Source organism: Leptolyngbya sp. BC1307, assembly GCF_002286735.1.
Lineage (GTDB): Bacteria > Cyanobacteriota > Cyanobacteriia > Phormidesmidales > Phormidesmidaceae > Phormidesmis.
Window position 1 is genome coordinate 170845 of record NZ_NRTA01000003.1, and the last position, 24404, is coordinate 195248.

Here is a 24404-nt window from a genome sequence, read left to right on the forward strand (position 1 = left end):
ACCCTCTACTCTCAATTTCCCCATCCTCTCCTCATGGCACAAACCTTTTTATTTGACGCCCTTCGCGAAGCGATCGACGAAGAAATGGCCCGCGACCAAACTGTGATGGTCATGGGTGAAGATGTCGGTCAGTACGGCGGCTCTTACAAAGTCACCAAAGACCTGTATAACAAGTACGGCGAGCTGCGCGTGCTCGATACCCCGATTGCAGAAAACAGCTTTACCGGCATGGGCATCGGCGCGGCTATGACCGGGCTGCGGCCAATCATCGAAGGCATGAACATGGGGTTCTTGCTACTGGCTTTTAACCAAATTTCTAATAACGCCGGCATGCTGCGCTACACCTCCGGCGGCAACTTCAAAATTCCAGTGGTGATTCGTGGCCCAGGCGGGGTGGGATCGCAGCTCGGGGCAGAGCACTCTCAGCGGCTAGAAGCTTATTTCCAGGCGGTGCCCGGCCTCAAAATTGTCGCCTGCTCAACGCCGCGCAATGCCAAGGGGTTGCTCAAGGCCGCGATTCGCGACGACAATCCGGTGCTGTTTTTTGAGCATGTGCTGCTCTATTTCAATAAGGAAGATCTGCCCGATGATGAGTACATTTTGCCCCTAGACAAGGCCGAAACGGTACGCTCCGGTAAAGACGTAACGATTTTGACCTACTCGCGGATGCGCTACCACGTCATGAAGGCAGTAGAGTCGCTAGAGCAAAAGGGCTATGACCCTGAGGTAATCGATCTGATCTCGCTGAAGCCGATTGACTATGACACCATTGGGGCATCAATTCGTAAAACCCACCGGGTGATCATTGTCGAAGAGTGCATGCGAACGGGCGGAATTGCCGCAGAGATTATTGCGTCTATTAACGATCGCTTTTTTGATGAGCTAGACGGGCCGGTGATTCGCCTATCGTCTCAAGATATCCCTACACCCTATAACAAAGGGCTAGAAGATCTGACCATTGTGCAGCCCGCGCAGATTGAAGAAGCCGTCGAAAAAATTATGCAGGGCCGACTGTAGGCTAGGGGCATAGGCTAGCGCCATAGGCTGGCGTCACAATTCGTCAATCTTTCTGCCTCGGTCGCTAAGATTGAGGCAGTTAGGTATTAGGATATTTAACTGCGTCGGGCTGCGTCGGTCGGATTAGACGGCTGCGATCGCACCTTGTATTGATTTGGGTAGGTAAGCAACTTGGGTAAGCAACGCTCGATACTGGCCGCTTTGCTAGCGCTGACGATTGCGGCGATAGTCATTATTGTGCAGATCCCCACCCAGTTAGGGTTAGACCTGCGGGGCGGCACCCAGCTAACGATGCAGATACAGCCCAGTGAGCAAATCCCCAATGTGGGTGAGCGCGAGCTAGCCGCCGTTCAGCGAGTGATTGAAAACCGGGTGAATGGCTTGGGCGTCTCCGAAGCGGTGGTGCAAAGCGTCGGGCAAAATCAGCTCTCGATTCAGCTACCGGGCGTGAGCGACCCGGAAAAGGCTGAACGGGTATTAGGCGGCACAGCGCAGCTAGAATTTCGCAACCAAAAGCCGGGTACTGAAGGACAACTTCGGGCGCTGCAAACGATTGCTCAGCAGCAGCAAAATCAGCAGCAGGCATTAGTAGACAACGGGGATGAAGCAGCAATCGCAGCGAATCAGGCGGCGATTGAAGCCAACCAAGAAGACATTCTGGCCCTGTTTGCCGAATCCGATCTGGGCGGTGACAAGTTGAAAGATGCGATCGCCAGCCCCGTGGGTGGCCCTGGCGGTGCGTGGCAGGTCAATATCGAATTTGACAGCGAAGGCGCAGACCTGTTTGCTCAGCTCACTCGCGACATCGCGGGCACCGGACGCGGCCTCGGCATTTTTCTAGACAATCAGCTGATCAGCGCCCCGGGGGTTGATGTGTCGAACGCTAAAACCGGCATTATCGGTGGCCGCGCCCAGATTACCGGCAGCTTCGATGCAGAAGCCGCTCGCAATTTAGAAATTCAGCTGCGCGGCGGCTCGCTTCCCCTACCGGTAGAAATCGTTGAGAACCGCACAGTAGGTGCAACTTTAGGCAGAGACAGCGTCGAGCGCAGCTTATATGCGGCCATATCTGGTTTGGTGCTGGTACTAATTTTCATGGCAGTCTACTACCGGTTGCCGGGGCTGCTAGCAGATATTGCCTTAGTGGTCTATGCCATACTCACTTGGGCCGCTTATAACCTGCTAGGGGTCACGCTGACGCTGCCTGGCATTGCCGGATTCATTCTCAGCGTCGGCATGGCGGTAGATGCCAACGTGCTGATTTTTGAGCGCACCCGTGAGGAACTGCGAGCAGGCAAGAGTCTTTACCGTTCGGTGGAATCTGGATTTTACCGAGCTTTTTCCAGCATTCTCGATAGTAATGTGACCACACTGATTGCCTGCGGCGCCCTGTTCTTTTTGGGAACGGGACTGGTACGAGGCTTTGCCCTGACTCTGGCAATTGGGGTAATCATCAGTATGTTTACGGCGGTTACCTGTAGCCGCACGCTGCTGTTTTTCACCATTGGCTTTCCGCAGTTTCGCAAGCCCAATCTGTTCTGTCCGGGCGTTGATGCTCTGCCCACAGGCGCAGCTTCTAGACCCGATTCATCCCCTTCTCCTAGCGCTTCAAAATGAAACTCAACGTCATCAAGCAACGCACCCTCTGGTGGTGCATTTCTGGAGCGATTATCCTGGTCGGGATGGCGTCGATGGCGTTTTCATGGCAGCAGTATGGCGCGCCGATTAAGCCCAGCCTCGACTTTGTCGGCGGTACGCGGTTGCAGCTTGCCCGCGATTGCAGCGTTGCTGACAACTGCGCCGAGCTGATTGACATTGCCGATGTTCGGCAGGTGCTAGATGAACAAGGCTTGACCGGCAGTAGCATTCAGCTGCTAGGTGAGCAGCAGCAGTCGGTGGTGGTTCGCACCCGCAACTTAGATGTCGATCAGCGCGATCAGCTGCAATCGCGCTTAGCAGAGGCGATTGGCACCATTGATCCGCAGGCTACCAAAAACGACACGGTTGGCCCAACCCTCGGCAAGCAGTTGCTGACCTCGGGCCTGCTGTCTCTGCTGGTGTCGTTTGCACTGATTGCCGCCTACCTCAGCTTGCGATTCCGCCTGGACTATGCCGTACTTGCCATCGTTGCGCTACTGCACGATGTACTGGTGACGCTAGGAATATTCTCCATCTTGAGCCTGGTCACTGGGTACGAAGCCGATAGTCTGTTTATTGTGGCGCTGCTGACTATCGTGGGCTTTTCGGTGAACGATACGGTGGTCATCTACGACCGCATTCGTGAAACCCTGAAGCGCACGCCCAACCGCTCAATCAACAACATCGTCGAAGAATCGGTAAACGATACGCTAGGCCGCTCCATTAACACCACGTTAACGACGGTGCTGCCCCTACTGAGCATTGTGCTGTTTGGAGGCGAAACGCTGAAGTTTTTTGCGCTGAGCCTGATTACCGGCTTCATTGCCGGAGCCTATTCCAGCATTTTTATTGCCAGTACGCTGCTAGCCTGGTGGCGCAGCCGCTCAGAAGACGATGATTTTGACGAGCCCGGTTTTGATGAACCAGCAGATTCTGCGCCAAGTGCGCTCTAAAAAGGGCTTTGCCGGGATTACTGTGACATCAAGAAATCTATATTTCATATTTACAGTAGATGATAGATCGCGATCACGCTGAAGAAGTTCAAGAAATCGAGGCGCTGCGACGGGCCATGATGCGTAGCTGGTGGTGGGTTTGTCTGGCGCTTTGGCTGAGCGTAGGCATTCTCAGCTTGTGGTGGCTGCGTTCAGGGTTGCAAGAACTCGGGGAGTATTTCACCTGGGCAGCGGTGCGCTACATGCTTTATTACGAGCGCCGGGCAGCGATCGGGTTAGGGCTGTGTTACGGCATGACGCTAGCCCTATTAGTTAGCGAAAGCCGCCACATCTTATGGGGTCTCTCGGACGGCGAAAGATCGCGCCTGCTCACCCATCTCAACAAAATTCGCAATCAAGGCCCCTCTCATCCTCAGTGGAAAATTATCCGCCCTGCAGAATCTCATTCAGGAAAATAGAGAATTTACGGGCAAGCCACTCCTTTTGCCGGGCATCAATCGAGTTAAGTCAGATTGAGTATTGGGAGCGGTTTTGGTCTTTTAGCAGTTGAAGGCTTCATGATCGTGACATCGACCGCCCTCTTCACTTCATCTCTGTGACTTCACCCCACATCAATCGCTCCGCTGGCAATGGCCGCGCTACTTTACTTGCCTACATCAGCAAATGGTGGTGGCTGCTGGGCATCGTCCTGCTGTTACTGGCTTCCGCAGGTACGATAGTGCACTGGCTCACTGAATACTGGTGGTTTAGCACAGTCGGCTTTGATAGCGTATTCCGGTTGCGCTTAGGATGGAGCGTTCTCTGCACGGTTTTGGCCTTTGTCGTTTACGGCGCTGTCTTGTTTGCCAACTATTGGCTGGCGCTGTGGCTGACGCGCGATCGCCCCTTCTATGTCCCCCCAAAAAATAGCGAATGGGCATCGATTATTCCAGGGTTAGTCACCTATGGCGGCGCGAGTTTGATTGTGCTGCTAGCAGTCGGTGCAGCGCAGCGCGGCAGTCAGGCGTGGGAACCTTTACTCAAATTTTTCAACGCGACTGCCTTTAATATTACCGACCCAATCTATCAGCAAGACGTTGGATTCTACGTTTTCCGGATGCCGGTTTACCAGGGCTTGCAGCGTCAGGGGCTAGAGCTGCTGGTGTGGGCCTTGCTGATCTCGGTTGTGATCTACGCCGTGAAGGGAGAAATTCGCCTGGAGCGAGGCTGGAAGTATTTTTTGACGGGCCCAGTAAAGACGCATCTGTGCGTGCTGTTGAGTGCGATCGCTCTAGTCGCAGCTCTCGGCTACTGGCTAGCCCGTTACGACCTGCTCTACTCAGCTAGCGGCGTCGTATTTGGCGCTGGCTATACCGATGCCAATGCCCGGCTACATGCCTACAGTATTCTCGGCATCATTACCCTCGTCATTGCCGCTCTGTTCATAGTATCCCTGTGGCGACAGGGGTTCTCTTTACCCATTGCCAGCATCGCCCTATACTTTGCCGTCTTTTTGGTAGTGGGTGGCCTCTATCCTTGGGTTCAGCAGAGCCTTGTGGTAGAACCTAACGAACTTGATAAAGAAGCCCCCTTCATTGCCCACAACCTCGACTTTACCCGCCAGGCATACGGACTAACCAACGTGCAGCGTGAGGATTTCACTGTCCAAGACAGCCTGGATAATGCCGCGCTTGAGCAAAACGCAGCTACCCTCGATAACATCCGGCTCTGGGGTTACCAAACGCTGCTGAGCACCTATCAAGAGCTGCAGAGCCTGCGGCTGTACTATCGCTTTCACGATGTCGATATTGACCGCTACACCTTAGATGGCGACTACCGGCAAGTCATGCTGGCCGCCCGCGAACTCGACTATGACGCAGTGCCCGAAAAGGCCAGAAACTGGGTCAATCAACGCCTCAAATATACGCACGGCTATGGCCTGGCGATGAGCCCGGTCAATCAGGTCACGGTAGAGGGTCTGCCCGACTTTTTTATCAAAAATATTCCACCTGTGACCTCCACTGACATTGAGATCGATCAGCCGCGCATTTACTACGGCGAAGAGACCAACCATTACGTCTATACCGGCACCAGCACCGAAGAATTTGACTATCCCTCAGGGAATGACAACGCTGGCAACATCTACGATGGCGCGGGCGGCGTGCCGATGGGCTCATTCTTCCGGCAGCTGGCCTATGCTTTTGACTTTGGCACTTTTAAGCCGCTCATTTCTAACTACTTTACCGGCAGCTCAAAGATTCACTATCATCGCAATATCGTCGAGCGATCGCAGCAGATTGTGCCTTTTCTGCAGCTCGATAGTGACCCCTATCTAGCGCTGATTGACGGGCGGTTTCAGTGGATATTAGATGGCTATACAACGAGCGATCGCTATCCCTATTCCGAACCCTTAGCAATCTCCCCCGACGCCGACGTCCTGCTGTCTACTCAGAGCCAGCTAGAAGACATCGCCGCCAGCGGGACGAACTACATTCGCGATGCCGCTAAAGTCGTCATTGATGCCTACGACGGCTCACTCACGGTCTATGCCATTGACAGCACTGACCCCATCTTAGCCACCTATCAAAAAATCTTTCCCGACCTGTTCACGCCCCTTGAAGCCGCTTCGGAGCAGCTGCGCGCCCACTTTCGCTACCCGCTAAATCTGTTCCAAATTCAGTCGCAGATTTACCGGGCTTACCACATGGAAGATACAGAGGTGTTCTACAACCAGGAAGATCTCTGGCAGGTACCGCAGCAGCTCACAGACAGCAGCACAACCGAACCCATGCCGCCCTACTACGTGATTATGCGGCTACCCAACGAATCCGGTGAAGAGTTTTTGCAAATTCTCCCCTTCACCCCCTCCCGCAAAGACAACATGGTTGCCTGGATGGCCGCTCGCTGCGACGGGGATCAATATGGCCAGCTAGTACTGTACGAGTTTCCCAAGCAGGTGCTGGTATACGGCCCCCAGCAGGTAGAAGCTCGCATCGACCAGAATCCTGACATTTCTGAGCAGCTCACCCTTTGGAACCAGCAGGGATCTAGCGTCATTCGCGGCAATCTGCTGGTGATCCCCGTTGATCAGTCTCTGCTCTATTTTGAGCCGGTTTATTTGCAGGCAGACCAGAGCGCGCTGCCCGAGCTCAAGCGAGTCATTGTCGCCTTCAAAAACACCATCGTCATGCGCCAGACGCTGCCCGAAGCACTAGAGGCCATCTTTGGCAGCGCACCAGCCGAAGATAGCTCAGCAGCATCAGCCGCCCCTGGAAATCCCTCTGGAAACCCGACTGGCGCGCCCAGCGCTCTGGTACAGGCTGCCATTGAAGCCTATGAGGACGGCCAAGCGGCTCTACAAGCTGGCGATTGGTCTGCTTATGGTCAGTCTCAGCAGCGATTGGGCGAGCTGCTGCTGCAGCTCAATGGCGAATAAGTGTTTGGCGAACCTCTTATAGCTATGAGCTTAGCTATGAGCTATGTAGCTCTTGAGATAAAGGTACCGCTGACTTTTTCTGAACGGGCTCGAAGACACTTTGCGGCTCGACAGCGTTTCTCAATAGAGACTCGTAAGCCGCTAGCGCTTGGTTAAACGAGTAGTGGTCAATGGCATACTGCCGCCCTCGCTTGCCAAACTCTTCGACCTTGCTGGGATTGTCATACAGGTACTGAACGGCTTTGGTCAATTCAGTTGGGCTTTCTGGCTCTACCACTAGACCCGCCTGACTGTGCTGCACCGCTTCAGCCGCAGCGCCATGAGAAGGCACCGAAGCAATCACCGGTCGGCCGCTGGCCATGATTACTTGAGTTTTAGAAGGCATATTAAAGCCCACTACATTCTGCTTTTGCATAATCAGCGAGACATCGGCTGCTGCGAGCATTTCTGGCAGCTCTTCGCGGCCCACAAACGGCAGCAGGTGAAGGTTTTGGACGTTCAGCTCTAAGCGCAGTCTCTCTAATTCTGCGAGCTGGCTTTCTTCGCCGACGATGACAAAGCGAATGTCGGGGTTATCCTGCATTTGCGCCGCCGCCCGAATAATGGTGCGCACACCCTGCGTCCGAGCGATGTTGCCAGAGTAGAGGACAACAAACTTTCCGGTTAAGCCGTGGGCGCGGCGGAAGGCGTTATTTTCCTTTGACAAGGGCTGAATAAAGCTGACATCCACCCAGTTAGAAATGCACTCTATCTTGCGCTTGGGTACGTCTTTGCCGATCAGGTTTTCGGCAAAACAGGGCGTAATCACCGCAATCTTGTTGGCGTGGGCGTAGGCAAATTTTTCAAGCTGCTCAAAAACTTTGATAGCCAGCTTGTTGGTAATTAGCCCGGTCTGAACGGCGGCCTCCGGCAGAATGTCTTGCAGGCTAAGAACGGTAGGGCAGCGGTGAAAGGCTTGAGCTGCTGCGACAGGAAGGCAAGCGGGTAAAGACGGGCTAGTAGACAAAATGACATCGGGTCGCCAGCCGCTGATAGCTTTGAAAAGGCTCAATAGCGCAAAGCTACCGTCTAATAGCGCTCGGCCAATCAGCCCGGGCTTGGGGCGAATGGCTACAAAGCAGCGCTCAATTTCTACGCCGTTGCGGACTTCACGCTTGTAGAGCTGGCCCCGGTAGCCGGGGTAGATCTTACGCTGCGGATAGTTCGGCATGGCCGTGACTACCCTGACTTTGTGACCTCTCTCCACCAATCCCTCTGCAAGTTCTGTCATGAGGGGAGCGATGCCGATGGGTTCTGGATAGTAGTTGTAAGAATAGAGAAGGACACGCATGGGTGGTAGCTCTTGGACTAATCGTTCAGGGACTGGGCGTTTCGGGATGCAGTGAAGCGTAGAGGCAATGGCTAAATGAGACCGGCGGACTGAAACTATGCAAGCTAGACGACATAGAGAAGCACCTGGTGTGCTGTGTCACTTGCGGTACCCCAAGACTAACGACACTAGACAAAGAGGCCGACTGATCTCTCTCTAGCTTCAGCTAATCTTTAGAGAGGGGGGGCGGTTTCTGTGAAGTTTATAAAAAGCCACGTAGGCGGAGAACCGGCTGCACGAAGATTGGAAGCAATTCATACGGACAGGAAAAGGCAGCTCAAGCAGCCTGCTCAGAGATGGAAGATCTTCTGTATCAAGGACAGCCATGATCAGGCGCGAAAATGCTGCGGGCGAACTGACGGCTATAAATAGGTGATAATAGTTACTTCAGGACTGACTCTACTTATTCCCAATCAGCCAGGGAGAAAGCTCAGTTCATTTACGCATTTCGTTGATAGCCCGCAGCGGTTGTTTCACTCAACACTTGTAGACAAGGAGAGCTAGATGTCTTCTCAGGAAAAAGCTCAGTGGGATCTGGCAAAATTTTTGACGACGCTGGATTACTTTGGCGAGATTCCGTTTGTCGGCAGCTTTCGTTGGGTGCAGCAGCTGTTAGGAAAAAACCCAACTGTCCCTGGTGTGACTATGAGCGCAGTTAAAAAGGCCGTTGTGATCGGCGATCGCACTTCTGATCTGTTCAATTCGCTGCAGTCGCAGAACCTGTCGTCAGCAGATCTTATCTTCTATCCTTTGGCCTCAGTGCCTGCTACCGTCGCAACCGGCGAACTCAGCCAGCTGATTAGAGCAGCCGATACGGTAATTGTTTTAGCTGCGCCTGCCGCTTCAACACTGGCTGCTGACTTAGCTGTCTACCTAGGTGAAACCGCAAGCGTTGAGCAAACGATCTTTGACTTTTCGAAGGGTGACTTGTCAGCTTGGGGCGAGCTGGATGATGTGGTGATGGGGGGCGTCAGCCAGGGAAGCTTTTTTCTCAGAGATCAGAGCGCAGTGTTTGCTGGCAGTGTATCCACTGAGAATTCGGGTGGCTTTTCATCGGTGAGAACCAAAAACTTCGACCCGCCGTTTAGCTTTTCAGGATGGAGAGGGCTGCGGCTCAAGGTCAAAGGAGACGGGCAGCGCTACAAGCTAATCTTGCGCAATAACGATGGCTGGGACAGCCCTGGATACATCCACTCTTTTGAGACGACAGCGGACGCTTGGACGGTAGTTGACATCCCATTTGACGAGCTGGTGCCTACTTTTCGAGCGCGATCGCTGCCAGATGCTGCCCCGTTTGACCCAGCGCGAATCGTCTCTTTGCAGCTGATGCTGAGCAAATTTGAATATGACCAGCGGCTCAACCCTCAGTTTACAGCTGGGCCTTTTCAGCTGGTGGTGAGCGATATTGGCGCGTACCGTCCGCGCTGGGGGGTACCGCTAGTGGCGATCGCTCAAGACAAAGCCGAGTACGAACGTTTACAGGCAGCGCTCGCGAACGCGCCGGTAGACTACCGGCTCATCGAACCGGGCCGCGAAGATCTGCTGGGTGCAATTACGCAAGCGCTGGCTTAGGGTTTGTCAGCTGATGGCTAATCTAATAGATAGTTGAAAGCTAGTAAGAAGGACGAGGGGTGCGATCACCTTTTACTTCCTGCTTGGCGCGATTGGCACTTTTCTTCAGTGCTTCCAGGCGGCGAATGTAGCGATCGCGCTGCTTTTTCTTAGGCGTTTGCTCAATCAGAGTCTTGAGAGCGCTGCCGAGGCTCTTGTAGGCGTTAGGCAGCGTATAGCCAAAGCGAGTGGCGATAGAAATTGCCTTTTCATCGGCTGTAATCGATTCTTGCAGCGTCTTCTGACCGTTGTTGCGCTTGTAAAGCCGCCAGCCAGAAACCCCACATAGGCCCATTGCTAATAGCAGCAATAACCCATCTTGCACCCACAGCTCACCGACTGCGCCGCCCAGACCAATCGCCAGCGCCGCCATCTCCCAGCCATCACGAGGGATAGTATCGCTTTGAACGCGGGCCACCTCATGCCAGAACAGCAGATTGCGCTGGTCAATAGCGAGCTGCTCCCACTTGATCAAGTCAATTTGTACTTCGACCTGGTCGCGGCCTAGCTCTTCGCAGGTAATCAGCGGCGGCGCTACATCGGTAGCAGGCTCTACGGTAACCCAGCTCTGTAGCTCGGGCGGCAGCAGGCTCCTCAGACGACGCAGTTCACCAATGTCGGCGCGGGGTGAAGTGTAGCTAGCGTAGGAGGTCATAGGTCTAAAAGCGATCTAACGGCAGGTAGAAGATAGAGGTGCAATGGCTGCTCAAAAGCGGTCAAATCAGGCGGAATCAGGGTTTAGATCAGGTAACCCGCCGTACCCACAAGTGATCTGCGCTACTGCACGCTTAGGTATTGGTTATAGCACGCTTGCAGCATGGGCGGCGTTGGTGTATTACCGTCCTCCTCATATCTTCGCAGATTTTTATGCTTTGCGAATTTTTGAGGATGAGCCGCGTTCATTATTACAAAGAATCTTGAAGCTGAGCGATCGCCTCATCTAGCAAATAACATCCCTGCGCTACCGAGTCTACCCGGCAAAGCTGATCGCGCAGTTCGGCGGCACCCAAAAAGTCTTTGGCGTACCAGGCCATATGTTTGCGGGCCTGACGAATACCTCGCACACCCTTGTATTCCCATAGCATAATCAGATGCTCTCGGGCGCACTGCAATCGTTCGACCGGGCCAGGCGCAGGCAGTCGCTGACCGGTCTTCAGGAAATGATCGATTTCGCCCACTAAAAAGGGATAACCTAGCGTTCCTCTTGAGCACATGATGCCATCTGCCTGAGTCTGCAATAAGCACCGCAGGGCAGAGTCTACAGAGACAATATCGCCATTGGCAATCACTGGAATATCTAGCGCCGCTTTGACCTTAGCAATCCATTCCCAGCGAGCGCTACCGGTATAGCCCTGGGCGCGGGTACGGCCATGCAGCGTCAGCATCTGCGCCCCTGCTGCCGCCATCTGCTGAGCAAATTCAACAGCGTTAATCGCTTCATCTGACCAGCCAATCCGGGTTTTGACGGTAACCGGCACGCTGACGGCTTGGCAGACCGCTTCGACGATTTGGATGGCGGTAGCCGGGTCGCGCAGGAGAGAAGATCCGCCGCCATTTTTTGTGATTTTGTTGACAGGGCAGCCCATGTTGATGTCGATAGTGTCTGCGCCCTGATCAACGGCTTTACGAGCGGCTTCTGCCAAAAAGTCGGGGCGGCAGTCGAATAGCTGAATGCTGATCGGTCGCTCGTCGGGGTCGATATCCATCACCTCGGGCAGGCGGCGCAAATGATGCATCTCAGCAGCGCTGACCATCTCGGTATACATCATTGAAACTGGGGCATAGCGACGAACCAGCCGCCGAAAGACCTTGTCGGTGACGCCAGATAGCGGAGATTGCAGCACTCGGCTATTGATGGTGACACTGCCAATTTGCAGGGGAGATTGGAGGCGCGATCGCATCAGTTCTAACTGATCCATGTCCCATTCATCAGACAGCCCTGATCGTTCAGGTGTCTTGGATACGGCTGTAGAGGTCAGAGTCGTCACGGACATATCCTGTGCGCAATAGCGCTTAGCTTAAAACACTATTCTATGGTGATGAGGGATGAGGGATGTGCAAGGAGATAAACAATGCCGTTATATGGACTGATCGCCATCAGTAGTACTGGCCAGCCGCTCATCGGTGAAGCAGCAGCGCTAACAGCGGCGATCTTATGGGCAGCAGCAACGCTGATGTTTGGCAGAATGGGGCGGCAGCTTGCGCCCGTTGTCCTGAATCTGGCGAAAGGACTATTCGCGATCGCCTTCATCTTAATCACGCTGGCCATTCGACCCGCACTACCAGCGGCAGCCGCCTCAGCTTCAGACACATCCGCCTTTCCAGTCACTGCCACGCTCTATCTGCTGCTCAGTGGCGGCATCGGCATCGGGCTAGGCGATACGGCTTACTTTTCTGCAATCAATACTTTGGGAGCGCGGCGGGCACTGCTGTTAGAGACCCTGGCACCGCCAATGGCAGCCGTACTCGCCTGGATATTTTTAGCCGAGCAACTGTCGCCAATGGCTGTCGTGGGTATTGGGCTGACCTTGCTAGGGGTTGCCTGGGTGATCAGTGAGCGGGTGCCCGGCACCGATCAGAAAAAATGGGGCGCAGGCATTCAGGTGGCGCTGCTAGCGACCTTTTGTCAGGCATCGGGCGCGGTACTCTCGCGAGCAGCCCTGGCTAATACGACGGTCGATCCGCTGTGGAGTTCGCTGCTCAGGCTGCTGGCAGGGCTGGTGTTTATGGGCATTTTGGTCGCCGTGCAGCCCCAGCGTCTGGGCGAATATCAGCGCAGCGCAGTCGCTGAGGCGCAAGGCACCTGGCAGATTCGCTGGCGCAGCAGTCTGGCAGCGCTAAAGACCCCTCGCCTGATAGCGGCGGTCGGAATCGCTGCTTTTTTTGCCACTTATCTGGGCATTTGGCTACAGCAAATCGCCTTAAAATATACGGCTGCGGGCATTGCCCAGTCACTGCTAGCAACCAGTCCGCTGTTTGTGCTGCCGATGGCGGCACTGCTGGGCGATCACATTAGCTGGCGAGCAACTGTAGGGGCAGCGATCGCCCTCAGTGGGGTGTGGCTGCTGTTTTTTATCAGTTGAGTTATGAAGTGGGAGACAGGGGTCAGAATGCAGGAGACAGGAGACAGAATGCAGGCAGAATCTTAGGTGCTTTGATCGATTTATCGCTCAAGCTCAGGCTACTTTCGTTCGGGATGCGCTGTCCCAATGCAGCCGCTGCGGTGCGGGCATGGCTTCTCCTAGAGAAAAGCGCTTGCGCTCCCCTCCAACTTGGGTCTCCGCAATCTGAGTCACCGAAGCAGACACATCAGCCGGCTGAGATTTGGCTGGGTACGCTACCTGCCATCGGCCTGTCAGCGGGTCTCGGTACGTTTCAAAGGGGTTAGGCGTGAGCGGTTGGCGGCAAGGCTTGGGCACAGCTATTCCTCAGAAGGGTCATGAATTCTCTCATACCTGAACTCTGCCAAGAAGCAGAGTGGGGCTTAGCACCGGGCCGAACGCTTAACTGTTAAAAGCACAATCGATCAAAGTTCAGTCAAAAAGGGGGGGTAGACCGGCCCCCGATGAGCCCTGACTCAACGCAGCTCAACAGACTTGAGAGCGCCCATATACGACTTGATACAATTATTACATGAAGTTTCTCTATTGCTTGTGTGAAGATACGGACTTGTCGGCAAAAGGTACCGATAGGCCGGCAGTTTATTCCTTCAGCAGAAGATAATAAAGCGCTCCGGTGTCATTGATTAGCCCGGCGACTTCTCCAGCTTCAGCGCCTGTTCCGACAAAGAGATCTACCCGCCCGGCTCCCTTAATTGCCCCGCCGGTGTCTTGGTCTAAGACAAATCGGCTGGTGGCGGTTGTCGTCAGGGTACCGTCATCGATGCGCTGAGGTAGCGGTAAGTGAATGAGTGCCAGTGCGCCTGGTGGCATCAGTGACTTATCGGTGGCAATAGAGCGGCCTGCTGTTACCGGAAACCCTAAGCTGCCAGTCGCAGGTGCACCTTGGGTCTCTCGGAAGAAGACAAAGCGATTGTTGCGCGGCAGGTATTGGTCTAGCGCCTCAGGGTTTTGCTCAAAGTATTCGATCAAGACCGGTAGCGATAGCGCTTCTTCGGCGATGATGCCGTCGTCAATCAGGGCGCGGCCAATGCTGCTGTAGGGATAGTTAGTGCGGCCATCGTAGCCCACCGATAGGGTGCGGCCATCGGTAAGCGCTAATCGGGCGGAGCCCTGCACCTGGGTTAAAAAAGCTTCTAGACGATTGGGCAACCATGCCAGCGCTAGACCTCTGAGCGGCCCTTGATCGCTCTGTAGGCCGTCGGCCCCCTCTAGTTCGAGACGGGTAGGGTGCGGTTCAGGCCACTGATCGAGCGCAGACGGACGCTGATAGATCGGGTAGCGGTACTCAGCGGTCGGCGTCAGGCTCGCAGCGTAGGTCGGCTCAAAGTAGCCAGTAAAAGCAACGCTGCCCGCTTCGTCTTGCCCGGTCGCCTGATAGAAATCAAACTCGGCGGTAATGGCCTGCTGCAAATCGGCAGCAGACTCGCTCTGTAGCAGTAGGGTGCGAAATCTGAGCAGGCTACGCTGTACGCGGCTATAGGTGATGCCTGGAACGGCGTAATTGCTGTAGGCGGTGACTGAGCCGGGCGTCCGGAGATAGGCCAGGCTGTTGTCAATGGCGGTGAGCAGGGCCGAGCGATCGCCCGCTAAAGCCGTACCCTCAGCGCCAGCGATCGCCGGCTGGTCAAACAGGCGAGTATCTTGCGCAATCAGGCGGGCGGCTTGCTGCTCATCGGGGCAGGTCAGCCGGGTGAGAGGCAGATCAGCCGCGCGGCCAACGCTAGCTGAAGTAAGCGCGATCGCAACACCGAGCACAAAGGCACTGAGCAAAACTTGAGGAGAGGTTCGCAAGGGAAGTATCTAAAGCTACCCTACGAATTCTAGTCCCTTTCGATTGCGAACCTCATGGCGGCGTTAATACCGTTCGACGCTGGAATTGAAGATGGGCTCTACGCGAATAGCCGCAACGCGAGAGGGGCGAATCACCATATATTCGCCTGGGTTGACCTTCGGAATAGGAACGTTGATAAATTCTTCAGCAGTGGCCTTAGGCATAAGCTTATCGCTATACCACTTTTGAAAGTCTTGAATGGTGGTGAACCGCACTTCTTCTTTATGCCCACCGTCAAAAGCGATATGGACGATATATTCGCTGGGAGTTCTCGGCATCTTACAAGGTGGTTTCTAGAAGGACGAAATTAGTATTGGTTGATAAATGCCAAAACTCCCATCTCACCTTCAGATTTCCATAGATTTCGGCGGGCAGAGCTGAGCCCACAAGACTTAACAGCGCTAGGGCGTTAAGCGTCGCCGTAATAGCTCTGGTACCAATCGACAAATTTTTGGATGCCCACCGAGAGAGACGTTTCGGGCTTAAATCCGACATCGTTCATCAGATCTTCCACGTCAGCGTAGGTAGCAGGCACATCTCCTGGCTGCATTGGCATCATCACCTTTTCGGCGGTTTTGCCCATCGCCTGCTCGATGGTGGTGATGAAGTCCATCAGGGTGACGGGGCTATGATTGCCAATGTTGTAGATTTTGTAGGGGGCGGCAGTGGGGGCGTTCTGCGCTAGAGCTTCGTCTTTGCTGAGCCTGGCAGGTAGCCGTTTCATCACCCGCATAATGCCTTCGACAATGTCGTCTATGTAAGTGAAGTCGCGCTTCATCTGGCCGTGATTGTAGACTTCGATAGCGCGGCCATGAGCGATCGCATCGACAAACTTAAAGTAAGCCATATCGGGCCGGCCCCAGGGGCCATAGACCGTAAAAAATCTGAGGCCCGTTACCGGCAGATCGTACAGGTGGCTATAGGCATGGGCCATCAGCTCATTAGACTTTTTGGTGGCGGCATATAGCGAGACCGGATGGTCTACCCGGTCTTCGGTGGCGAAGGGGACCTTGCGGTTTTGGCCATAGACCGAGCTAGAGGAGGCAAACACCAGATGCGCGACATGGTGGGCATGACGACAGCCCTCTAAAATGTTCACAAAGCCCAGCAGGTTGCTATCGGCGTAGGCCAGCGGGTTTTGCAAGGAGTAGCGCACGCCCGCCTGAGCGGCTAAATGGACGACGCAGCTAAACGGCTGGTCTGCAAATAGGCGAGCAGTGGCGGTGCGATCGCCCACATCCATCTGCTCAAAGGTGAAATTGTCAAAAGCCTGTAGCTGAGCGAGCCGATCTTTCTTCAGCCCCACCTCGTAGTAATCATTCAGATTATCAATGCCGTAAACCTGCTCCCCAGATTCTAGTAACCGCAGAGATAAAAAATAGCCAACGAACCCAGCAGCACCGGTTACGAGTATTGACATGGTGATTAGGTAGAGTGATAGGGCAGCCAGTTCTGCAATGCAGAGGTGGCGAGTCAAAAGGGTAGCTATCGGGCCTAGCTTTGATACTCAGCGAGCACCCAGCGATAACATCATAGGGGGGAGCATAGCGCCCTGAAATGCGGCAATGATGTTGATTTTACAAAGTCAGATGAGGCATGGGCAAAACATTTGCGTTGAGTCAGCGTCGGCCCTGCTTAAAGACGCCCAATGTCTGTCATTCGGCCATTAGAGGCTGATCATTAAGACCACTTATCCTTCAGCCTACCCCTCACTGACGCCTGCCCCTCACTGCCTCACTCAGCGGCTAAAACCCTGTAAAACCGACTTTTCTAACCGATTACACAAGGCTTCGTCATCAGTGATACGATTGCCAAAGCACAAAATGAGAAAACTAAAAAGAGTAAGGACTCCTCAATGCAAGAAATTGATAAGTCGATTTCCATCGACGGCCGGGACATTCAGCTTAAGGTGGGCCTGTTAGCGCCCCAAGCTGGTGGCTCGGTACTTGTAAGTTCTGGCGATACGGCTGTGTTGGTGACAGCTACGCGATCTTCTGGCAGAGAAGGCATCGACTTTTTGCCTTTGCTGGTTGACTACGAAGAGCGTCTCTACGCGGCAGGTCGCATTCCCGGTGGCTTTTTACGGCGAGAAGGCCGTCCGCCTGAGCGGGCAACGCTCACCAGCCGTCTGATTGACCGGCCCATGCGCCCCCTGTTTCCCCAATGGATTCGCGATGACATCCAGATTGTAGCGACCACGATCTCAATGGATGAAGATGTCCCGCCTGACGTACTTGCAGCAACCGGCGCATCGATTGCCGTGCTGCTAGCCGAACTTCCTTTCTATGGCCCGATGGCGGCTGTGCGCGTGGGCCTAGTCGGTGACGATTTTATCATCAACCCCACCTACGCAGAAATTGAAGCGGGTGACCTGGATCTGATCGTGGCGGGCTCTCCCGATGGCGTGATCATGGTCGAAGCCGGGGCCAATCAGCTGCCGGAGCAAGACATTATTGAAGCGATTGATTTTGGGTATGAAGTGGTTCGCGACCTGATTCAGGCGCAGCTAGACCTGGTGGAAGAGCTGGGTCTAAAGCGGCCAACCGAGCCTGCGCCTGTGGTCGATGAGACGCTGGAGAGCTTTTTGAGCGATCGCGCGACCGCACCCATTCAGGCGGTACTCAAGCAGTTTGAGCAGACTAAGGCTGAGCGAGACGACAAACTCGACTCCATCAAAGCCGAAATTGCCGAAGAAATTAAAGCGCTAGAAGAAGACAATGCCGTTCGAGTAGCCGTCAGTGAGAACAAAAAGGCGCTGGGCAAGTCATTCAAGAACCTGACCAAAAAGCTAATGCGCGCCCAAATCTTAGAAGAAGGCATGCGCGTCGATGGTCGTAAGCTCGACCAGGTGCGCAAAATCACCTGTCAAACGGGCATTTTGCCCAAGCGGGTTCACGGCACTGGCCTCTTTCAGCGGGGCCTGACTCAGGTGCTGTCGATTACGACTTTAGGGACGCCGGGTGACGCGCAGATGATGGACGATCTGCATCCTAGTGACGATAAGAAGTATCTGCACCATTACAATTTTCCGCCGTATTCGGTGGGTGAAACTCGGCCTATGCGATCGCCCGGTCGCCGAGAAATTGGCCACGGCGCACTTGCAGAACGCGCGCTTATCCCTGTACTGCCCTCTCAAGAAGACTTTCCCTATATCATCCGGGTGGTTTCCGAGGTGCTCTCATCGAATGGATCAACTTCGATGGGTTCAGTTTGCGGCTCTACGCTGTCTCTGATGGATGCAGGCGTACCGATTACTCAGCCGGTTAGCGGCGCGGCCATGGGCTTGATTCGTGAGGGCGATGAGGTGCGCATTCTCACTGACATTCAGGGCATTGAAGACTTCTTGGGCGACATGGACTTCAAGGTCGCGGGTACCGACAGCGGTATCACTGCCCTGCAAATGGATATGAAGATCACTGGCCTGCCAATGGCTGTCATTAGCGATGCGATCAATCAAGCACGTCCGGCGCGTCTGCATATTTTAGAAAAGATGCTGGAGGCCATCGACAAGCCTCGCGTTGAGGTCTCACCCTACGCGCCGCGCTTGCTCACCATGCAGATCAACCCCGACCAGATCGGGATGGTGATCGGCCCAGGCGGTAAGCAGATTAAAGCCATTACCGAAAAGACAGGAGCCAAAGTCGATATTCAAGATGACGGCATCGTGACGATTTCGGCCATCGACTCTGACAAGGCTAAGCAGGCGCAGAAGATGATCGAAGGGATTACCCACGTCGCTGAAGCAGGCAACGTGTATATGGGTAAAGTCACTCGTGTGATTCCGATTGGCGCGTTTGTCGAATTTATGCCCGGCAAAGAAGGCATGGTTCACATCTCTCAGCTCGCTGACTACCGCGTCAATAAGGTAGAAGACGAGGTCAATGTGGATGACGAAGTGCTGGTCAAAGTGCGCGAGATTGACAATCGCGGGCGCGTCAACCTGACTCGTTTGGGCATTCACCCTGACGAAGCTGAAAAAGCAAAGTCTGCGGCGGGTGTTGCTGAGTAAGGCAAATCTGACTAGACCCAGATTCAATCTGTAGAAAGAAAGGCGTGCCCCAGCGGTGCGCCTTTCTTCGATCAAAATTGCCTGTCAAATGTTGCTGCTGAGAGGGATAGGCTTTGCACTTTCATTGCCTGAGGTCAGGGTTTACCTGTACGATGCAGGATGCTGCGCCTAACTAAGAGAACTCGTGCGAAAAGTTGTAATTGCCGGTAATTGGAAAATGCACAAAACCCAGGCCGAAGCCTCGGCGTTTGTGCAACAGTTGATGCCTCAACTCGACGGGGTACCTGATGACAGAGAGCTGGTGCTCTGCGCTCCTTTTACCACCCTTGATCTGATGGCAAACAAGCTCAAGGGTAGCCGGGTCAAAGTTGGCGCTCAAAATATTCACTGGGAAAAGTCAGGCGCATATACGGGCGAAATCTCCGGGCCGATGCTTCAGGAAATCGGGATTCGCTACGTGGTGGTTGGCCACAGCGAGCGGCGACAGTACTTTGGCGAAACCGATGCCACCGTCAATGCCCGGCTAAAAGCCGCTCAAGCTGCTGGCCTGACGCCGATTTTGTGTGTGGGTGAGACCAAACAGCAGCGCGATGCGAATGAAACAGAAGCGGTCATCACTGCTCAGATAGAGGGCGCGATCGCTGACATCAATCAATATAATTTGGTGATTGCCTATGAGCCGATCTGGGCCATTGGGACGGGCGAGACCTGTGCGGCTGAAGAAGCTAATCGGGTGATTGGGCTGATTCGCGCTCAGCTCAGTAATTCGGAAGTTTCTATTCAGTATGGCGGGTCGGTTAAGCCCGCTAACGTGGATGAAATTATGGCTCAAAGTGAGATTGATGGGGCGCTGGTGGGCGGTGCGAGTCTGGAGGCTGATAGTTTTGCGCAGTTAGCAGGCTATCAGCAGCGTTGAGTTGGCTCAGAGATTAGGTGGATGTTGGCACTGCGTGTTGGACAGATATTGGTAGGCAGGAGCCAGTGGGCAGGAGTCAGTAGGCAGAAGTCAGATAAAGACAGCTAGCCAAGAGAAAGCATTTGCCAGTGGATTTAAATCGTTCTTTACTGTGGACTGTGGGCTTAGGCTGGTTGGGCTTTTTGGTTGTTGGAATCGCTGTAGGGCGGTTGTTTACGATCGCTCAAGTCACCGTGCTGATTGATCGCAGTGCCTGCAATGCTGAAGGGTGGCAGCAGGTGAGCGATCGCTACAGTGCGCTCTACCAGGCCCATCAGCGCAAAAACATTCAGCTAGCGCAAGTGGTGATTGTCAGCGATCTGGGCGCGGAGGTGCGTGAGCGGTTGCCGTCTCCTGCCGAATTTGACCGAATGAAAACATCTGGAGAGGCTAATCCCGAGCGCTTCGACCAGCTCAAAAGCAGCTTTGATAATGTCAGAGTGCTCGCCTGCGAAACTGAGTCTACGAAGTGATCTGCGCAAGGGACTCGGAGGCTGCTAGGGCGAGGGAGCCGTATCTGCGGGTGGGACGATCGCCAGCGGCAACCCGCTATCGGAGGTGTTCTGAGCCGCCGTCGCAGAATTGACTGTATTGTACCGCCCACTGACGTACGTGCGATTGCGCCCCTGCTGTTTAGCGTGGTAGAGCGCTATATCAGCTGCCTTGATTAATACCTGGACGCCGCTTTCGTGATCAGGCACCATCGTAGAAAGGCCCATCGTCACAGTGAGATAGGCTGCTTCATGGTCAGGAGCATGAGCTATCTTCAGCGCACGAATATTGCGATGAATCTTCTGGGCAATGCGCCAGGCCCCATAGCTGTCGGTATTAGGCAAGACAATGGCGAACTCTTCACCGCCGTAGCGAGCCACCAGATCAGCCGGTCGCTGAGGCCCGTTTAATAGGGCTCTTGCCACTCGAATTAGACAGCGATCGCCAGCGGGATGACCGAAGGTATCGTTGTAGCGCTTGAAATGGTCAAGGTCGCACAGGATTAGCGATAGCGGCTGCTGTTCTCGCGCCAGGCGCTGCCATTCATCGGCAAGCTGCTCATCAAAGCAGCGGCGATTGGCGAGGCGGGTGAGACCGTCTTCGAGCGCTAGCTGCTGCAATTCTCGATTGGCGATCAGCAACTCTTGATATTGCTGACATTGCCCCATCGCCATTGCCAGCTCTGAGGCAATACTTTGGGCAGTGGCGATCGCCTGGTCTATAGGTATTGTCAGGGGCTGCTGCGTTGCTAAGGTGGGAAAGGCGATCGCCATCACACCCCAATGTTCATCTTTGGGCTCTTTGACAGCGATCGGGCCAGCCGAAAAGGTTTTATCATGATCGGCTGATCTCGCGACTGACTGCGACAGTCTATGAGCATCAGATTTGGCCCATATAGTCCCTCGCTCCGCATTAATTGAGTGGTCGATTTGCCGTTTACATTGAATCGGTATCAGTAGACGGTGTTCTGGACAGCGCTTGACCCACCGTTTTATTTCGGCAGCGAGGTCTGGACACGCCTTTTCATGAGTGAAGAGACACAGTGATTTTCCCTGCTGTAGCTGCTCGCCTATTTGAGGGAACTCGGCCTGAGCAATAGCAAATGTCCGCTGCCAGGCCAGCGCCTGGTTTTGACAATACTGAGCGACTGACTGCCAGCTTTGAGTCTGCGCGTGAAAGCGTAATAAACTTACCTGCTCAGCTTTGAGCAAGGCTGCCGTTTCTATGACTGTGATCCCAAAAACAGTCGCCAGATTGAGCGAGCTACGTAGCTTTTGCTCTACCCGACGCAGGCGTCGCTGCTGGCGGAGCTGCTGCTGTAGCTGCTGAATCTGTACGGACGGATCGGTTAAGCCGTCTTCAGGCTGATTAGTGTAGTTCAAATGAGTGTCAGCCGTAGGATTATTGGCCCTATGGCTGCCAGCCAAAGCATAAGTCGCAAGATCATTTCTAGGCGGCGAGTGAGAGGTGAGAGTCGGGCGAATTACGCAGTGTCTATAGCTGAGGCTCGCTCCTCAACCTTTAAACCAGATGGTCTCAGTAGAGGCCGGATTAATTGATTTGCTGGGATTGAATCGACTAAAGTACTGTCGCATAGCGTAGATACTCAGAAGTCTAGCTATCCTAGCTCGCTCCGTATTCGGATAGATCCGTGCATCTCCTAATACTTTTTAAAAGAGCACTATATCAAAAGCAGAGAAAATATAGAGGTATAAGTTTAGACTTTTCTCTTCAGGATGAACTCTGTTGCAGGACGTAAAATACAGGACATAGAAGTTCAGCAGCATGGAAAATTTGGGAGTGCTGACTATAGCGTTTCTATAGCATCTCTACAGCGTCAAAAAGTGGTCGAGTGCGGTCACCATTTTGGGAGGCCAGCGCCTGATATTTTTAACCCAGTTGAGATCTTTATATCGACCGTCTAGACCGACAACGGCGACCCAGTTGCTTTCGGCTTCGCCGCGCTGACCCTGCTCCCAGAGAGCGGCGGTCAGGGCGGCACGCATATCCGCGAAATTTGGATACTTGCGGACCAGGCTCTTCATCAGCTGCAGGGCGGACTGAGTTTCGCCAGTTTGGTAGAGCGCTAGCGCGTAGTTGCCATAGGCTAATGAAAAGCTGGGCTGAAGGGTAATCGCTGCTTGATAGTCAGCGATCGCCAGCTCCCATTCACCCGCCCCCGCTTCAGCATTGCCCCGGTTGTTATAAGCTGCCGGGTCATCGGGATCAAGGCGCAGCAGCCGGTTGTAGTCAGCGATCGCTTTGTCCCACTGGCCCATCGCTTCCCACAATGCCCCTCGGTTGAGATAGGGATCAGGTTGGTCGGGCGCGAGGGCAATTGCCTGCGTGTAGTCAGCCATCGCCCCATCTAAGTCGTTTTGGCGCACGCGCACGTTGCCCCGATTGCTCCAGACGGCTGCTTCTTCAGGGAGCTGCTCAACTAGCGCTGACCACTGGCTTTCGGCTTGAGCAAATTGGCCGCTTCGAGTCGCTTCAAAAGCCGCCTTGCGCAGATTCCTGATCGTCTCTATGGCTTGGCTGCTCAGCTCCGAATAGTCGTGAGTAAGCTCCCCAGCTAGACTAGGTCCGGCGAAACTGGGGCTTAGTGGTCCAGTCAAAGGATATCCCAGGCCAAGAAGAATCCCTAAAAAGGCTGCGATCGCCCACCTCACTATGCCACGCATTTTTTTGCCTCTATGACGCTCTCTAGAGTCAGCATGACGCTTTCGTCGGTCAAAGGCAAACCTGTCAGGCAAGATCCTTACTCGGCAGCAGCCGGGCTCTCTGACGAATCTGACGGACTCATCAGATTAAACAGCGGCGCATCGGGCATAAAAAAACGATTGTGAGGCACCGCATAGCCCAGATGACGGCAGGCAGCAGGGGTGACAACGCGACCTCTAGGCGTGCGCTGTAAGTAGCCAATTTGCAGCAGATAGGGCTCATAGACTTCTTCAATGGTCTGCGAATCTTCGCCGGTAGAGGCGGCCATGGTATCTAGACCGACCGGCCCACCGTTGAAATTTTCGATCATCAGCGTCAGCAACCTGCGGTCTGTCCAGTCGAGTCCGCAAGGGTCTACATTAAATAGTTCTAAGGCTTCGGCAGCGATCGCCTGATCAATTGCCCCCAGTTTCTTCACCTGAACGTAGTCGCGTACCCGTTTTAGCAGCCGGTTGGCAATTCGAGGCGTACCTCTGGCCCGCCGTGCAATTTCTTCAGCGCCGGTAAAGACTACGTCTGTTTTGAGCACGTCAGCAGTGCGCAGGACTATCTGGGTCAGCTCGTCAATTTCATAGAAGCGCAGACGCTGTACCAGGCCGAAGCGATCGCGCAAAGGCGAAGATAGTGCCCCCACCCGAGTCGTTGCCCCTACCAGCGTAAACGGCTGCAGGGGAATGCTACGAGTGCGAGCGCTCTGCCCTTTGCCAATCGTGATATCTAGCCGCGCATCTTCCATTGCCGGGTACAAAATTTCTTCAGTCACTCGCGAGAGCCGGTGAATCTCATCGATAAATAATACGTCACCCGCTTTAAGATTCACCAAGAGTCCGGCAATGTCGCGAGGCCGCTCTAGAGCAGGGGCCGTCGTGATTTTGCAGTCTACTTCCATCTCCTGAGCCAAAATCAGCGCCATGGTGGTTTTTCCCAGCCCTGGCGGGCCGTAGAGCAGCAGGTGATCTAGCGGCTCCTGACGCGACTTAGCTGCCTGAATGGCGATGCTGAGAACTTCCTTTAAAGCTTTTTGACCAATGTAATCATTAATGGCGACGGGTCTGAGCCCTTCTTCGTTGCGCGATAGCTCGGGGGGTTTGGCCTCACCTTTCAGCAGATCTGTTTTGGCCGGGGCACGTTCGGCATCCGGTTGAGACGGTCGAGATTCTGAAGAGGCGCTGCGCCGTGACTGAGCCGCTTTGGGAGTGCCGTCGTCAGCAGCAGAGGGTTTGGAGGAGATGATTGCCATAGGGCCGCGCCGCGAAGCTATTAGACAA

At 54.3% G+C, this 24404-nt stretch carries 20 protein-coding genes; 10 read left to right on the forward strand and 10 right to left on the reverse strand.

Annotation, left to right across the window (positions count from 1 at the left end; translation table 11 throughout):
- Nucleotides 1-33: 33 nt before the first annotated feature.
- The 5 genes from CKL79_RS03305 (at nucleotide 34) to CKL79_RS03325 (ending at nucleotide 7023) form a co-directional block, all read left to right on the forward strand.
- Nucleotides 34-1017, forward strand: a complete 984-nt coding sequence (locus CKL79_RS03305; RefSeq protein ID WP_121968153.1) for an alpha-ketoacid dehydrogenase subunit beta — start codon at nucleotides 34-36, stop codon at nucleotides 1015-1017.
- A 171-nt stretch (nucleotides 1018-1188) separates the two neighbouring features.
- Nucleotides 1189-2634, forward strand: coding sequence for a protein translocase subunit SecD (secD, locus tag CKL79_RS03310; protein WP_121968154.1), 1446 nt, complete (start codon nucleotides 1189-1191; stop codon nucleotides 2632-2634).
- Entirely contained in the window at nucleotides 2631-3608 is a 978-nt protein-coding gene (secF, locus tag CKL79_RS03315) for a protein translocase subunit SecF (RefSeq protein WP_121968155.1), read from the forward strand. Before secD ends, secF begins: the two co-directional genes overlap by 4 nt.
- 59 nt (nucleotides 3609-3667) lie before the next feature.
- Entirely contained in the window at nucleotides 3668-4066 is a 399-nt protein-coding gene (locus CKL79_RS03320; RefSeq protein ID WP_121968156.1) for a hypothetical protein, read from the forward strand.
- A 137-nt stretch (nucleotides 4067-4203) separates the two neighbouring features.
- Nucleotides 4204-7023, forward strand: coding sequence for a UPF0182 family protein (locus tag CKL79_RS03325; protein ID WP_240518619.1), 2820 nt, complete (start codon nucleotides 4204-4206; stop codon nucleotides 7021-7023).
- A 34-nt stretch (nucleotides 7024-7057) separates the two neighbouring features.
- On the opposite strand, the gene CKL79_RS03330 is transcribed toward CKL79_RS03325, so the two are convergent.
- Nucleotides 7058-8353, reverse strand: a complete 1296-nt coding sequence (locus CKL79_RS03330; protein ID WP_121968157.1) for a glycosyltransferase family 4 protein — start codon at nucleotides 8351-8353, stop codon at nucleotides 7058-7060.
- Between the two features lie 543 nt (nucleotides 8354-8896).
- On the opposite strand from CKL79_RS03330, the gene CKL79_RS03335 reads away from it, so the two are divergent.
- Nucleotides 8897-9964, forward strand: a complete 1068-nt coding sequence (locus CKL79_RS03335) for a CIA30 family protein (protein WP_121968158.1) — start codon at nucleotides 8897-8899, stop codon at nucleotides 9962-9964.
- A 40-nt stretch (nucleotides 9965-10004) separates the two neighbouring features.
- Here the strand turns inward: CKL79_RS03335 and CKL79_RS03340 are convergent, their stop codons facing one another.
- The gene (locus CKL79_RS03340) at nucleotides 10005-10658 is read right to left on the reverse strand and encodes a DUF3318 domain-containing protein (RefSeq protein WP_121968159.1); all 654 of its coding nucleotides are present in this window, start codon (nucleotides 10656-10658) and stop codon (nucleotides 10005-10007) included.
- Between the two features lie 250 nt (nucleotides 10659-10908).
- Nucleotides 10909-11922 (reverse strand): tRNA dihydrouridine synthase DusB, encoded by a 1014-nt coding sequence (gene dusB / locus CKL79_RS03345; protein ID WP_121968160.1) that lies wholly within the window; start codon nucleotides 11920-11922, stop codon nucleotides 10909-10911.
- A gap of 153 nt (nucleotides 11923-12075) precedes the next feature.
- On the opposite strand from dusB, the gene CKL79_RS03350 reads away from it, so the two are divergent.
- The gene (locus CKL79_RS03350) at nucleotides 12076-13086 is read left to right on the forward strand and encodes a DMT family transporter (RefSeq protein WP_121968161.1); all 1011 of its coding nucleotides are present in this window, start codon (nucleotides 12076-12078) and stop codon (nucleotides 13084-13086) included.
- A gap of 93 nt (nucleotides 13087-13179) precedes the next feature.
- Here CKL79_RS03350 and CKL79_RS03355 read toward each other — a convergent pair whose 3' ends face one another.
- From CKL79_RS03355 to CKL79_RS03370, 4 genes are all read right to left on the reverse strand, one after another.
- Nucleotides 13180-13422 carry a hypothetical protein gene (locus tag CKL79_RS03355; RefSeq protein WP_121968162.1) on the reverse strand — a complete coding sequence of 81 codons (243 nt, stop codon included), beginning with the start codon at nucleotides 13420-13422 and terminating at the stop codon, nucleotides 13180-13182.
- A gap of 282 nt (nucleotides 13423-13704) precedes the next feature.
- Nucleotides 13705-14916, reverse strand: coding sequence for an MltA domain-containing protein (locus CKL79_RS03360; RefSeq protein WP_240518621.1), 1212 nt, complete (start codon nucleotides 14914-14916; stop codon nucleotides 13705-13707).
- A 63-nt stretch (nucleotides 14917-14979) separates the two neighbouring features.
- Nucleotides 14980-15234, reverse strand: a complete 255-nt coding sequence (locus CKL79_RS03365; protein WP_121968163.1) for a hypothetical protein — start codon at nucleotides 15232-15234, stop codon at nucleotides 14980-14982.
- Between the two features lie 131 nt (nucleotides 15235-15365).
- On the reverse strand, nucleotides 15366-16376 hold the full coding sequence (locus CKL79_RS03370; RefSeq protein WP_121968164.1) for an NAD-dependent epimerase: 1011 nt from the start codon (nucleotides 16374-16376) through the stop codon (nucleotides 15366-15368).
- A gap of 435 nt (nucleotides 16377-16811) precedes the next feature.
- Here CKL79_RS03370 and CKL79_RS03375 point away from each other — a divergent pair, with 435 nt between their 5' ends.
- The 3 genes from CKL79_RS03375 to CKL79_RS03385 all read left to right on the forward strand — a co-directional run bounded on the left by CKL79_RS03375 (nucleotide 16812) and on the right by CKL79_RS03385 (nucleotide 20393).
- Nucleotides 16812-18965, forward strand: coding sequence for a polyribonucleotide nucleotidyltransferase (locus CKL79_RS03375; RefSeq protein ID WP_121968165.1), 2154 nt, complete (start codon nucleotides 16812-16814; stop codon nucleotides 18963-18965).
- Between the two features lie 184 nt (nucleotides 18966-19149).
- Nucleotides 19150-19881 (forward strand): triose-phosphate isomerase, encoded by a 732-nt coding sequence (gene tpiA, locus CKL79_RS03380; RefSeq protein ID WP_121968166.1) that lies wholly within the window; start codon nucleotides 19150-19152, stop codon nucleotides 19879-19881.
- 128 nt (nucleotides 19882-20009) lie between these two features.
- Nucleotides 20010-20393, forward strand: coding sequence for a hypothetical protein (locus CKL79_RS03385; RefSeq protein WP_121968167.1), 384 nt, complete (start codon nucleotides 20010-20012; stop codon nucleotides 20391-20393).
- Between the two features lie 24 nt (nucleotides 20394-20417).
- Here CKL79_RS03385 and CKL79_RS03390 read toward each other — a convergent pair whose 3' ends face one another.
- From CKL79_RS03390 to ruvB, 3 genes are all read right to left on the reverse strand, one after another.
- Nucleotides 20418-21794: a diguanylate cyclase gene (locus tag CKL79_RS03390; protein WP_121968168.1), complete on the reverse strand. Its 1377-nt coding sequence runs from the start codon at nucleotides 21792-21794 to the stop codon at nucleotides 20418-20420.
- Nucleotides 21795-22241: 447 nt separating this feature from the next.
- Nucleotides 22242-23030: a tetratricopeptide repeat protein gene (locus tag CKL79_RS03395; RefSeq protein ID WP_240518623.1), complete on the reverse strand. Its 789-nt coding sequence runs from the start codon at nucleotides 23028-23030 to the stop codon at nucleotides 22242-22244.
- Between the two features lie 143 nt (nucleotides 23031-23173).
- Nucleotides 23174-24376, reverse strand: coding sequence for a Holliday junction branch migration DNA helicase RuvB (gene ruvB, locus CKL79_RS03400; RefSeq protein ID WP_121968170.1), 1203 nt, complete (start codon nucleotides 24374-24376; stop codon nucleotides 23174-23176).
- Nucleotides 24377-24404: the final 28 nt, after the last annotated feature.